This window comes from Serratia sp. X3 (genome assembly GCF_014982455.1).
Taxonomy (GTDB): domain Bacteria; phylum Pseudomonadota; class Gammaproteobacteria; order Enterobacterales; family Enterobacteriaceae; genus Serratia; species Serratia ureilytica.
In genome coordinates this window covers 247977-260300 of sequence record NZ_JADCNB010000005.1, presented here as the reverse complement: position 1 = coordinate 260300, position 12324 = coordinate 247977, and the positions used below count along the sequence as shown (strand labels likewise).

The window sequence follows — 12324 nt, the reverse complement described above, 5'->3', positions numbered from 1 at the left end:
CATCGGTAGGGGCCCGGCACGCCGGGCCCGTCAGTGCATAGATATTCCCGTTGCCAGGCAGCGGAGCAAGGAGAACTGCGTGAGGCGACTGCCTGGGATTCTGTTAGCAACAGGCGCCACCCTAATTGTGATTGTGGCGCTGCTGATCAGCGGGCTGCGCCTGATGCTGCCGAAGCTGAACGACTACCGCCCCCAACTGCTGGCGCAGGTGGAGAAGCTGTCCGGCGTGCCTGTGCGAATGGATTTCGTGCAGGGCAGCTGGGAAACGTTCGGCCCGCAGCTTGAAATGCGCAACCTGAGCGCTACGCTGCCCAAAAGCGATGTGCATATCGAGCGCGTGACGCTGGCGCTGGACGTGTGGCAGTCGCTGCTGCACTGGCGCTGGCAGTTCCGCGATCTGACCTTCTACCAATTCCGCCTCGATTTGAACGCCACGCTGGGCGGCGACCAGCAGGGCGAAGGCCTTGAGCCGGGCAAAATCAGCGATTTGATGCTGCGCCAGCTCGATCATTTCGATCTGCGCGACAGTCGTATTTCATTCCTGACGCCCGCCGGCGCGCGCGCCGAATTTGACATTCCCCAGCTGACCTGGCTCAACGGCCGCGATCGTCACCGCGCCGAGGGGCAGATCAGTCTGTCTACGCTGAACGGCCAACACGGCGTGGTGCAGCTGCGCATGGACCTGCGCGATAATCAGGGCCTGCTGGATACCGGCACGGTCTACCTGCAGGCCGATAACATCGACATGAAACCCTGGTTTACCCGCTGGCTGCGCGCCAACACCGGGCTGGAAAGCGCCGACTTCAGCCTGGCGGCCTGGCTGCAGGTGCAGAACGGCCAGATCGCCGGCGGCAATGCGTTGCTCAAGCAGGGGGCGGCCAACTGGGACACCGGCGCCGCGCAGCACCGGCTGGACGTGGATAATCTGGCGCTGTCGCTGCGCCGCCAGGGCACCGGCTGGCAACTCGACGTGCCGCAACTGCGGTTGAGCACCGACGGCCAGGCCTGGCCGCAGGGCGGGTTTTCCGCGCTGTGGCTGCCGGAAAACAACGAATTCATGGGGCCGGCGCAGAATGAAGAACTGCGTGTGCGCGCGACTGATATTCAGCTGGAGCGTCTGTCGGCGCTGCTGCCGACCTTCTCCTTCCTCAGCCCGGACGTGCTCGACCGCTGGAACGATCTGCAGCCGCAGGGGCAATTGGAAGCGCTGGCGCTGGACATCCCGCTCAAGCAGCCGGAAAAGAGCCGTTTCCAGGCGCTGTGGCGCGATGTCAGCTGGCAGCGTTGGGAACTGCTGCCGGGCGTTAACCACTTCTCCGGGGCGTTGAGCGGCGGGGTGGAGAACGGCCGCCTGACGCTGGGGCTCACCGACAGCACCCTGCCTTACGGCGACATGTTCCGCGCGCCGCTTGAAGTCAGCCGCGCGCGCGGCGCGCTGACCTGGCGTTATAACGATCAAGGTTGGGAACTGGCGAGCCAGGGGCTGGACGTCAAGGCGAAGTCACTGTGGGTCAACGGCGATTTCCGCTATCAGCAGCCGGCCAAGGGCGAGCCGTGGCTGAACATCCTGGCGGGTATCCGCCTGTATGACGGCGCCGACGCCTGGCGGTATTTCCCTGAACCGCTGATGGGCAAGCATCTGGTGGACTACCTGAGCGGCGCCATTCAGGGCGGCCAGGTGGATAACGCCACGCTGATTTATGCCGGCGATCCGCAGCACTTCCCGTATCGCAAAAACGAAGGACAGTTCGAAGTCTTCGTACCGCTGCGCCATGCCACCTTCCAGTTCCAACCGGGCTGGCCTGCGCTGACCGATTTGGCGATCAATCTCGATTTCGCCAACGAGGGGCTGTGGATGCATGCGCCGCAAACCCGGCTGGGTAAGGTGGCGGGCAAAAATATCAGTGCGGTGATCCCGGATTACCTGAAAGAGCGGCTGCTGATTGACGCCGACGTGGCCGGCGCGGGCAGCGATGTGCATGACTACTTTATGCAGACGCCGTTGCACGATTCGCTGGGGGCGGCGCTGGAGCAGCTGCAGATCGGCGGCGATGTCAGTGGGCGCTTACATCTGGATATCCCGCTGGACGGCGAGCAGGTCAAAGCCACCGGTGAAGTGGCGCTGAACAATAATTCGTTGCTGATAAAACCGCTGGAAAGCGAGCTGCAGAAGCTCAGCGGCAAATTCCGTTTCAACAACGGCAATCTGGAGAGCGACACCCTGTCGGCCAACTGGTTCGGGCAACCGGTGGCGGTCAACTTCACTACGCAGGAAGGCGAGCGTGACTACAAGGTCAACGTGGGTCTGAAAGGAGACTGGCAGCCGGGCAAGTTCCCCGGCCTGCCGAAAGAGGCCGCCGATGCGCTCAACGGCAGCGCGCCCTGGCAGAGCCAGGTGGCCATCACGCTGCCGCACCAAGGTTCGGCCAGCTACGATATCGGTCTCGACGCGGATTTGAAGAAAGTGAGCAGTCACTTACCTTCGCCGTTGGACAAGGCGCCGGGAGAGGCGCTGCCGGTGAACGTCAAGGTCAAAGGCGGCCTGAACGGCTTCATGTTGACCGGCAGCGCGGGCAAACAGAACCGTTTCAACAGCGAATGGAACTTCGATAAAAAACAGGTGAATCTGGCGCGCGCTGCCTGGCAAACCAACGGGGGCGGCACGCCGCCGCTGCCGGCCGGCAAGTCGATGACGCTGAATCTGCCGGCGCTGGACGGTGAGCAGTGGCTGGCGCTGCTCGCGCCGGCGCTGAAACAGGGCGGCGGCAGCGGCCAGGTGGGCGGTTTCAGCTTCCCCACCACCGTGGCGCTGACCACGCCGCAGCTGCTGTTGGGCGGCCAGGCCTGGCACAAGCTGACGCTGTCGGCCGAGAAACAGCTTGGCGCTACCCTCGTGAGCGCCAAGAGCGACGAAGTGGACGGCAGCCTGCGGGTGGCCGATCGCGGGCCGTGGCGCGCCGATATCAACTACCTGTATTACAACCCGCAGTTCGCAGAGACTAAAAGCGCGGCGGGCACGCCGCCGCCGCCGGAGAAAATCAGCTTCCGCGACTGGCCTTCGCTGATGTTGCGCTGCAAGTCGTGCTGGGTGCTGGGGCAGAACCTCGGCAAGGTCGAGGCGGATCTGACTAATCGGGGCGATACTCTGACGCTGGATCACGGCCTGGTCGATACTGGCCAAGGGCGCATGACCGCCACCGGCCTGTGGAAACAAAACGCGCAGGAAGAGCGCAGCTCGCTGAAAGGCAAGCTGCTCGGCGGCAAGATTGATGAAACCGCCGCCTTCTTCGGCATCACCATTCCGCTCAAAGGGGCGCCTTACGACGTGGATTTCGATCTGTACTGGCATGGCACGCCGTGGCAGCCGCGGGTCGATACGCTGAGCGGCGCGTTGCAGGTCAAAATGGGCAAGGGCGAGATCGACAGCATGGGCGGCGGCCGCGCCGGTCAGCTGCTGCGGCTGGTCAGCTTCGACGCCTTGCTGCGTAAGCTGCAGTTCGACTTCAGCGATACCTTCGGCAAAGGTTTCTACTTTGATTCCATCCGCAGTACCGCCTGGCTGAAAGATGGCATAATGCATACTGATAATCTATTGATCGATGGCTTGGCGGCGGATATTGCTATGAGCGGCCAGATCGATTTGGCGCGCCGCCGCATCGATATGGAAGCGGTGGTGGCGCCGGCGATTTCAGCGACCGTCGGCGTGGCCACGGCGTTTGTCGTTAACCCGATCGTCGGCGCGGCGGTGTTCGCCGCCTCGCAGGTGCTGGGGCCGCTGTGGAGCAAGATTTCGCTGATTCGCTACCATATCGGCGGCGATCTCGACCAGCCGAAGATCAATGAGGTACAGCGTAAGTCAAAGGAGGATAAGGCGTCATGAGGAATGCTAACGTTGCGTTGTTGCAGTTGTGCAGTGGCGATCAGGTGCGCGATAACCTGGCCCAGATTGAACAGCAGATTAAGCAGCTCAATGCCGGGGTAAAACTGGTCATGACGCCGGAGAACGCGCTGCTGTTCGCCAACTCCGCAGCCTACCGCCAACAGGCGGAAAAACAGGGCGATGGCCCGCTGCAGAATGCGGTGCGCGAACTGGCGCGCCGCTATGGCGTGTGGTTGCTGGTGGGCTCGATGCCACTCGTCAGCCGTGAGAACCCGGCGCTTATCACCACCAGCAGCCTGTTGTTCGACGAGCAGGGCGAGATCCGCGCCCGCTACGATAAGCTGCACATGTTCGATGTGGACATCAACGATGCGCACGGCCATTACCGCGAGTCGGATACCTACCAGCACGGGCAGCACCTGACGGTGGTGGATACGCCGGTCGGGCGTTTGGGCATGACCATATGCTACGATCTGCGCTTCCCCGCGCTGTTCCAGGCGCTGCGGGCACAGGGCGCCGAACTGATTTCGGTGCCGGCGGCCTTTACGCGGGTAACCGGCGAGGCGCATTGGGAAATCCTGCTGCGCGCCCGAGCGATCGAGAACCAGTGCATGATCCTGGCGCCGGCGCAGGTGGGGCGCCACGGGCCGACCCGTCGCACCTGGGGCCACACGCTAGCCGTCGACGGCTGGGGCAAGGTACTGGCCGAGAACCCGGACGCCGTGGCGGCACTGAAGGTGCGTGTGGACGCCGCAAGCCTGAAAAATATTCGTGCGCAGATGCCGGTGCTGCAGCACAACCGATTCCAGACGTCGCTGACGGCGCCGTCTGACAAGTTATCCTCCAATCAAGAGTGAAACCATTATGAGTCTGACGTTTGTCAGTGAGCAGTTACTCGCTACCAACAAGCTGAGTCATCAAGACCTGTACTCGGTACTGGGTCAACTGGCAGAACGCCGTATCGACTACGCCGATCTCTATTTTCAGTCCAGCTATCACGAAGCCTGGGTGATCGAGGACGGCATCATCAAGGATGGCTCTTACAATATCGACCAGGGCGTCGGCGTGCGCGCCGTCAGCGGTGAGAAGACCGGCTTCGCCTATGCCGATCAGATCACCCTGAATGCGCTGCAGCAGAGCGCCCAGGCGGCGCGCAGCATCGTGCGCGAGCAGGGCGACGGGCGGGCGCATACCCTGGGTGAGATCGGTTATCGAGCGCTGTACCCGCTGCTCGATCCGCTGCAAAGCCTGCCGCGCGAAGAGAAAATCGCCCTGTTGCACCGCGTCGACAAGGTGGCGCGCGCCGCCGATGCGCGGGTGCAGGAAGTGAACGCCAGCATCACCGGCGTTTACGAGCAGGTGTTGGTGGCCGCCACCGACGGCACGCTGGCGGCGGACGTTCGCCCGCTGGTGCGCCTCTCCGTCAGCGTGCTGGTGGAGCAGGACGGCAAGCGTGAGCGCGGCTCCAGCGGCGGCGGCGGCCGTTTCGGTTACGACTATTTCCTGGAAACCGTCGACGGCGACGTGCGCGTCGATACCTACGCCAAAGAAGCGGTGCGCATGGCGCTGGTCAATCTTGGCGCGGTGGCGGCGCCGGCCGGCAATATGCCGGTAGTGTTGGGCGCCGGCTGGCCGGGCGTGCTGCTGCATGAGGCGGTGGGCCACGGCCTGGAAGGCGACTTCAACCGACGCGGCACCTCGGTATTCAGCGGCCATATGGGCGAGCGGGTGGCGTCTGAGCTGTGCACCGTGGTGGATGACGGCACTCTGCAAGGGCGCCGCGGCTCGCTGGCGATCGACGACGAAGGCGTGCCGGGCCAGTACAACGTGCTGATCGAAAACGGCGTGTTGAAAGGCTACATGCAGGACAAGCTCAACGCGCGACTGATGGGCGTCGCGCCGACCGGCAACGGCCGCCGCGAGTCTTACGCGCATCTGCCGATGCCGCGCATGACCAATACCTACATGCTGGCGGGTAAATCGACGCCGGAAGAGATCATCGCCAGCGTTGAGTACGGCCTGTACGCGCCGAACTTTGGCGGCGGCCAAGTGGATATCACCTCCGGCAAGTTCGTGTTTTCCACCACCGAAGCCTATCTGATCGAGAAGGGCCGCATCACTAAACCGGTGAAGGGGGCGACGCTGATCGGCTCCGGCATCGAGGCGATGCAGCAGATCTCGATGGTCGGCAACGATCTGGCGCTCGATAAAGGCGTGGGCGTGTGCGGCAAAGAAGGCCAGAGCGTGCCGGTGGGCGTCGGCCAACCGACGCTGAAACTGGACACGCTCACCGTCGGCGGCACGGCGTAATTTTTCCTCCAGGGGCCACGCGTTGGCCCCTCAATCATGCTCCATTTTGCGGCCTTTCTCGCATTCGTAACGCTAAGCTCGGCAGGACGCCGTAGCCTGCACGATATAATGGAATAAAATTGACGTGGCGAAAAAACAGAGCAATACGATGATGACGCGTCTGGCTATGCCCGCCCGGCGTTGGCTGCTGGCGCTGGGCGTCCTGTCCCTGACGGGCTGCGCCCGCTCCGATGCGCTGTGGGGCGTGGTCGATAAGCTTTGCATGGCCAATTATCAGCAAAAGCGCGATCCGGCACCCTGTGAGCAGATTTATATGCCGCAGGGGAAGGCCCTGGGCTTCAGCGTGCTGCAAAACCCGCGTTACCCCTATCATTTTATTCTGGTTCCGACGGCGCCGCTCTCCGGCATCGAAAGCCCGCAGCTGCTGGCCGGGGAACGGACGGACTATTTTGGCTATGCCTGGCTGATGCGTTACCGGCTGGCCGCCGAATATGGCGGGCCGGTGCCGGATGATATGTTGGGCATGGCGATCAACTCCGCTTACGGCCGCAGCCAAAACCAATTGCATATTCACCTGACCTGTCTGCGTGAGGACGTGCGGCGTCAATTGCAGGCGGAACGCCCCTACATACAGGAACAATGGCGGCCCTTGCCGGATAAGCTGTTGCGCCACACCTACTACGCGCGCCGCGTGATGCAGCCAACTGCGATGGGCGTTTACCCGATTAAGGATCTGGCGGATTATTTCCATCTGTCGCCGCCGCAGATGGCGGAATATGGTGTGGCGTTAGTGCCCACCACGTTTGGCGGCCAACGGGGGTTTATTTTGCTGGCCTCGAAGCGCGGCTGGGATGTCGGCAACCGCGCTTCGGTAGAATCGCTGCTGGATAAAGAGTGCGCGATTTTGCCGCGTTAATTTTGCTACATAAAATGACGCAGGTGAGAGCGGCGAGGCATCGCTCTCACCTCGTTGTCCCTACCTGAACCGCGCATCCCGCGCAAACAGAAAAGCGGCCTCCCGCAGGCGAGCATCGGCTTGTGCCTGATCCCCCTGATAGCGCAAGATCATGATCAGCGTGGCGTAGACGTTGGCGTCGATGCGGCGCTGCAGATAGGCATTGGCCCACTGCCGATAGCCGGTCAACAGGGCATCATCGCGCGTTTGGTTATAGACCAGCAGAGCGTGAGATTGCTCGTCGAAGGTTTTGCGCTCCCGGTAGATCCAGGCGGCCGGCGGCGGCATCTGCTCGATGCTGTCGATGTTGGCCAGCATAGTGCGCTCCGACTGAGTGAGCGCCATGCGCCCTTGCCAGGCGAAGGCCGCCATCACCAGCACGCCGAGCGCCGCAAGCGCCACCGGCAGGCTCAGGGCTTTGGCGAACGGCAGCGGGCGGGGCTCGCCGGTTTGGCCGTCCAGCAGCGCCAGCAGCAGCAGAAACGCCAGCCAGTGCGGCGCAGACAGATAGAAAGGGTATTCCAGCTGAGTGTGTATCAGCATCGGCAGCAGCACCAGGAACAAGCCGACGCGCGCACCGTTCGGCTGTTCTCGATCCCGTTGCCAGGCGCTTTTCAGCAGCCGTACGCCGGCGGCAAGGACGATAGCGATACCCGCCAGCGCCGTCAGGCCGCCCTCGACCCACCACAGCAGGATTTCATTGTGCGGATGCCCGGCGACTTCCAGCACTTCGCGCCAGGGCATTGTCTGCAGGCGGAAGTGCGCGAAGCTGTATTCAAAGCCGCCGTAGCCCCAGCCCAGCAGCGGCTTGGCCAGGATCATGGCGCCGACGTCGTGCAGCATGGTCAGGCGCGCGCTGTTGGAGAATTCGCGGTCGAGCAAGACGCTACTTGTCTCTAGACCAAAACTGGTGAACAGCACCGTCAGGCCGATCGCGGCGCCCAGCAGCAGCGCGCCGCCTGCCCAGCGGCTTGCGGCCGGGCGTTGGCGGGCAAAACGCCACAGCAGCAGCGTCGCCGCCAATGCGGCCCCCAACCAGGCGGCGCGCGACTGGATCAGCACCAGCAGGGTGGAGAAAGCGGCCAGCAGCGCGAGCAGCGGGATTTGCCGCCGCCGCGTCGGCGCAGAGAGGGGAGCCAGCAGCAGCCAGAGCGCCAAAGCCAGCCCGGTGGCGATAAAGCTGCCCAGCACGTTCGGCTGCTGAAAGACGCCGTAGACCCTGCTGCCGTTAGGGGATACCCAGGCCAGCGCGGGGGCGAACAGCTGTAAAGCCGCCAACAACGCCTGAATGCCGACGGCAAACAACAGGCCGAACAGCAGCAGCTCGCGCTGCCGGGCGGTGACGCGCAGCTGCAGGCAGGCGACATAGAACAACCAACCGCCGAGCAAACCGGCGCAGCGCCACAGGGCGTCTTCGCGCCATTCGGGGCGGGTATACAGCAACGGCAGCGCCAGCACGGCGATGCCGAGCAGTAACAGGCGCGCGGTGGGCGTGAGCGAAAGGCGGATGCGACCCAGGCAAACGGTAAACGTCACGATCAGCGTGGTCAGTGCCATGACGCTCCAGGCCAGAATATTTTGCGGCAGCGCCAGGCCGCCGCCGCCCATGTTGGGGTGATAGACCGGCAGGACCGCAGCCATCCAGATCAGCAGCAGGGGCAGCACGGCGATGGTTGCTGCGTTAGCGGGAGATTTATCGGCCATGGTTAACCTGCCAAGGTCTGAGAGCGTTTATTAAATGCATGTTTTGATTATTCCCTATCCTTTATCCTGGTATTGAAATGCGTGTAATGTTGAAATCGAAAATGTCTCACGGGAAATTTAAACCGTCTTTATGGTGAAGCGATAAATAATGTTTGCCCTGAGAATGCGCGAGGCTGTGTGCCCAAAGAAAAATTAAGCCGTATTTTTCACCCGCAAAGGCATTTTTGTTGTTTGCAAAAACAGACGCGCCATTTTCTCAAATCTATTGTGATTCAGTCAATTTGTAATCACATCCTTTTTTTTATTAATTAAAATCAATTGGTTGATTGTGATTCCTGCATGCGTGGATATCGTGGGGTATCCCGGTAGTGGCCCATAGTGGCAGGCAATGTGAACAATAAAAGCGGTATCTGCTTGTTTAATTGATGCCGTCAGTGGCGGCGTGACGGTGGAGATTTATTTCATCGTTTCTCATTGCTGATTTTTAAATTTAAAGTGATTTTGATGGTTTTATTTTTATTAAGATTTTTCTTTTCTTTGTCTGTTTTTTTAATCTTTATGAAATGATTAATTATTAGGATTGTTCTGCTGCATTGGAAATAAAAGAGGGTATGGCTTGAGCCTCCCGTTGCCGCGGCAGAATACGGACTAACGCGCCTGCCCAAGCGCGTTAATCTCGTCTCTTGTGCGCTTACTCCACGTCGCCGATCCGCTCCAGCGCATCCACCACCAGATGCCAGAATTTATCCTGATCCAGTTTGACCGCGACCTGGGTGTGGCAATCCGGCGGCGGCGGCGCGCGGAAGTCCGCGACCGTCATGCCTAAGGTGAGGGTGCCGGTCAGCTCTATATTTACCGGCGCTTTGCGCACCGACATGACGCTCGGATCGATCACATAGGCCACTGCGCAAGGATCGTGTACCGGCGGGGCGCTGAAGCCCTGCGCCTGCTGATACATATGGCCAAAGAATGCCAGTAGTTCGCCGACGAAGGTGGCCGGCCGGGTGCCGAGGGTGGCGATGCGTTCGCAGACTGCCGGCGTGGCCAGCGCCTGGTGGGTGAGATCCAGCCCGACCATGGTCAGCGGCCATTTTTCATTGAACACGATGTGCGCCGCCTCGGGATCGATTTTGATATTGAACTCCGCCACCGCGCTCCAGTTGCCCACATGATAGCCGCCGCCCATCAGCACCACTTCCTTGACCCGCTCGGCAATGCGCGGCTCTTTACGCACCGCCATGGCGATATTGGTCAGGCCGCCGGTCGGCACCAGCGTCACGCTGCCGGGCGGGTGGGCCATCACGGTCTCAATGATCAGGTCAACTGCGTGGCGCGAGTCCAGCTGCAGGTGGGGTTCCGGCAGCACCGGGCCATCGAGGCCGGAGTCGCCGTGAATGTCGGGCGCCACTTCGATATCGCGCACCAGCGGACGCGGGCAGCCGGCGGCGAAGGGCACGCCGGTGATGTTGGCGATGCGCGCCACCGCCAGGGCGTTGCGCGTCACTTTGTCCAGCGTTTGGTTACCTACCACGGTGGTGACCGCCAGCAGGTCGATCTGCGGATTGCCCCAGGCCAGCAGCAGGGCGATGGCGTCGTCATGCCCCGGGTCACAGTCCAGTATGATTTTTTTCATGGTTATTCCTGATGCAGGGAGAGGTGCTCGCAGCATAACGCAGCGCAGCGGCGTGGGATAATGCCGATGATGCTTTTGTTAACGGCATCAAAGCCTTGCCATTGTTACGATGTAATGAAACGTAAATCCTCATCGCCGGGCTTTACCCTGGAGTTTACTCCAGGGTTTACAGTGAGCTTCAGCGTGAATGCACAGAGGAGAGGCGAGATGAGCTTACTGAAAAGGTTGTTGGGGCAAGGCGGTATTAACGGCGGTCATCGGCGCGCGGGCCACGGCGGTGGCCACCATGGCAACCGCTATAGCCAGCATGGCGAGCAGGGGCTGCAGTGCCCGGAATGCCGGGCTGTGAATAAGCCGGGCGCGCGCTATTGCCATCGCTGCGGTCAGCCGTTTGCCGCGGTGAGCGCTACCTGCGCACAGTGCGCCGCGCCGTTGCCGCCGGGCAGCCGCTTTTGTCCGCAGTGCGGCGGCGGTGTGCCGTGAATCGGGGCGGCTGGACGGTCGCGCTGCTGCTCGGCGCCATGGCGCTGTGGACGTTGCTGGCCTGGGGCGTATCCGGCCTGCTGACCTGGCTGCCGGCGTTGGCAGAGGCGGCCGGGAACGCAACGTTGCCGGTGAACGGTGCGCTGAGCCTGGTGCCGCAGACGGTGTTGGACGCCTGGCTGCCGTGGCTGAAACAGCTGGGCAGCGGGCTGGCGAGCTATTTTCCTCTGCTGCTGGTCTGGGCGGGCTACGCCGTCTGGCTGCTGTGGGGCATCGGCATGTTGGCACTGATGCTGCTGGCCGCGCTGGCGCGCCGCTATTTAAGCGCTGCTCAGCGATAGCCCTGATAGACCGCCGCTACGCGTTCGAAATAGTCGGTTAAATAGTTGATGCACACCTGCACCTTCAGCGGCAGTTTGTCCTTCTCGGTATAGAGCGCGTAGATTGGCCGCGGATCCGAATGGTAGCTTTTGAACAGGATCTCGATCTCGCCGCGTTTGATTTCTTCGATCACCCACATCAGCGGGGCGTAGGCGATGCCGGCGCCGTTTTTCAGCCAACGGATCATGGTGGAGGAGTCGTTGGTGACGAAGCGCCCCTGCGGGGAAATGCGCGTGGTGATGCCTTCCGGCGACATCAGTTCGAATTCGCTGTCGGGCCGCACGCTGTACTCCAGCCAGGAAAAGTTGACCATGTCGCTCGGCTTCTGCGGCGTGCCGTGCTGGCTCAGGTAGCTTTTGGCGGCGCACACCACCATCGGCATCTGCCCCAGGCGGCGCGAGAACAGACTCGAGTCTTGCAGCGCGCCGGTGCGGATCACCAGATCCAGACCGTCGGTGATCAGATCCGGCGCCGGTATGCCGGTCACCAGGTTGACCGTCAGGCCCGGATACTCTTTCATCATCTCGGCGGTCATGTTCGCCAGCACGTTTTGCGCCATGGTGGACGAGCTGCCGATGCGCAGCGTGCCGGCGGGCGTATTGTTAAACGCGTACAGCTGCTCATGCACTTCGCTGACTTCCTGCAGCATGCGTCGGCAGCCCTGATAGTAAATCTTGCCGGCCTCGGTCAGGCCGATGCTGCGCGTGCTGCGGTTCAACAGCTTGACCTGCAGCTCATTTTCCAGTTTCGAGACGGTTTGGCTGATCGATGAAACGCTCATGTCGAGTTGGCGCGCGGCCGCGGTAAACGACCCGAACTCAACCACTTTGGCGAATACCGACATGCGTTTTAATCTTTCCATTATTCACTCTGGCTTAAAAGTGATTTAGATCACAGATTGTTGATGCCTTGATAGTAAGCAGGCTAATATAACGTGGTCGGGTGAATAGACCTCACCAACGTGCGAGAGCGAGCGGC

At 61.6% G+C, this 12324-nt stretch carries 9 protein-coding genes; 6 read left to right on the top strand and 3 right to left on the bottom strand.

Going from position 1 to position 12324, the window contains the following annotated elements; all coding sequences use genetic code 11:
- The first annotated feature begins 79 nt into the window (after nucleotides 1-79).
- The 4 genes from yhdP to IMX17_RS19615 all read left to right on the top strand — a co-directional run bounded on the left by yhdP (nucleotide 80) and on the right by IMX17_RS19615 (nucleotide 7106).
- Nucleotides 80-3880: an AsmA2 domain-containing protein YhdP gene (yhdP, locus tag IMX17_RS19630; RefSeq protein ID WP_193550139.1), complete on the top strand. Its 3801-nt coding sequence runs from the start codon at nucleotides 80-82 to the stop codon at nucleotides 3878-3880.
- The gene (gene nit1 / locus IMX17_RS19625) at nucleotides 3877-4737 is read left to right on the top strand and encodes a deaminated glutathione amidase (RefSeq protein ID WP_046897223.1); all 861 of its coding nucleotides are present in this window, start codon (nucleotides 3877-3879) and stop codon (nucleotides 4735-4737) included. The genes yhdP and nit1 overlap by 4 nt, the downstream gene beginning before the upstream one ends.
- A gap of 7 nt (nucleotides 4738-4744) precedes the next feature.
- Entirely contained in the window at nucleotides 4745-6190 is a 1446-nt protein-coding gene (gene tldD / locus IMX17_RS19620; RefSeq protein WP_046897224.1) for a metalloprotease TldD, read from the top strand.
- Between the two features lie 151 nt (nucleotides 6191-6341).
- Complete coding sequence (locus IMX17_RS19615; protein ID WP_182265492.1) at nucleotides 6342-7106, top strand: CDP-diacylglycerol diphosphatase; 765 nt, start codon at nucleotides 6342-6344, stop codon at nucleotides 7104-7106.
- A 60-nt stretch (nucleotides 7107-7166) separates the two neighbouring features.
- Here IMX17_RS19615 and IMX17_RS19610 read toward each other — a convergent pair whose 3' ends face one another.
- Both IMX17_RS19610 and IMX17_RS19605 read right to left on the bottom strand, forming a co-directional pair.
- Entirely contained in the window at nucleotides 7167-8849 is a 1683-nt protein-coding gene (locus tag IMX17_RS19610; protein ID WP_182265471.1) for a PglL family O-oligosaccharyltransferase, read from the bottom strand.
- Between the two features lie 691 nt (nucleotides 8850-9540).
- Nucleotides 9541-10482, bottom strand: a complete 942-nt coding sequence (locus IMX17_RS19605; protein ID WP_046897226.1) for a nucleoside hydrolase — start codon at nucleotides 10480-10482, stop codon at nucleotides 9541-9543.
- 207 nt (nucleotides 10483-10689) lie between these two features.
- On the opposite strand from IMX17_RS19605, the gene IMX17_RS19600 reads away from it, so the two are divergent.
- Together IMX17_RS19600 and IMX17_RS19595 are read left to right on the top strand one after the other, a co-directional pair.
- Nucleotides 10690-10965 (top strand): zinc ribbon domain-containing protein, encoded by a 276-nt coding sequence (locus tag IMX17_RS19600; RefSeq protein WP_182265470.1) that lies wholly within the window; start codon nucleotides 10690-10692, stop codon nucleotides 10963-10965.
- Nucleotides 10962-11306 (top strand): hypothetical protein, encoded by a 345-nt coding sequence (locus IMX17_RS19595; protein ID WP_182265469.1) that lies wholly within the window; start codon nucleotides 10962-10964, stop codon nucleotides 11304-11306. The genes IMX17_RS19600 and IMX17_RS19595 overlap by 4 nt, the downstream gene beginning before the upstream one ends.
- On the opposite strand, the gene aaeR is transcribed toward IMX17_RS19595, so the two are convergent.
- Complete coding sequence (gene aaeR, locus IMX17_RS19590; RefSeq protein ID WP_004936950.1) at nucleotides 11297-12208, bottom strand: HTH-type transcriptional activator AaeR; 912 nt, start codon at nucleotides 12206-12208, stop codon at nucleotides 11297-11299. The two genes, IMX17_RS19595 and aaeR, sit on opposite strands and share 10 nt — an antisense overlap.
- Nucleotides 12209-12324: the final 116 nt, after the last annotated feature.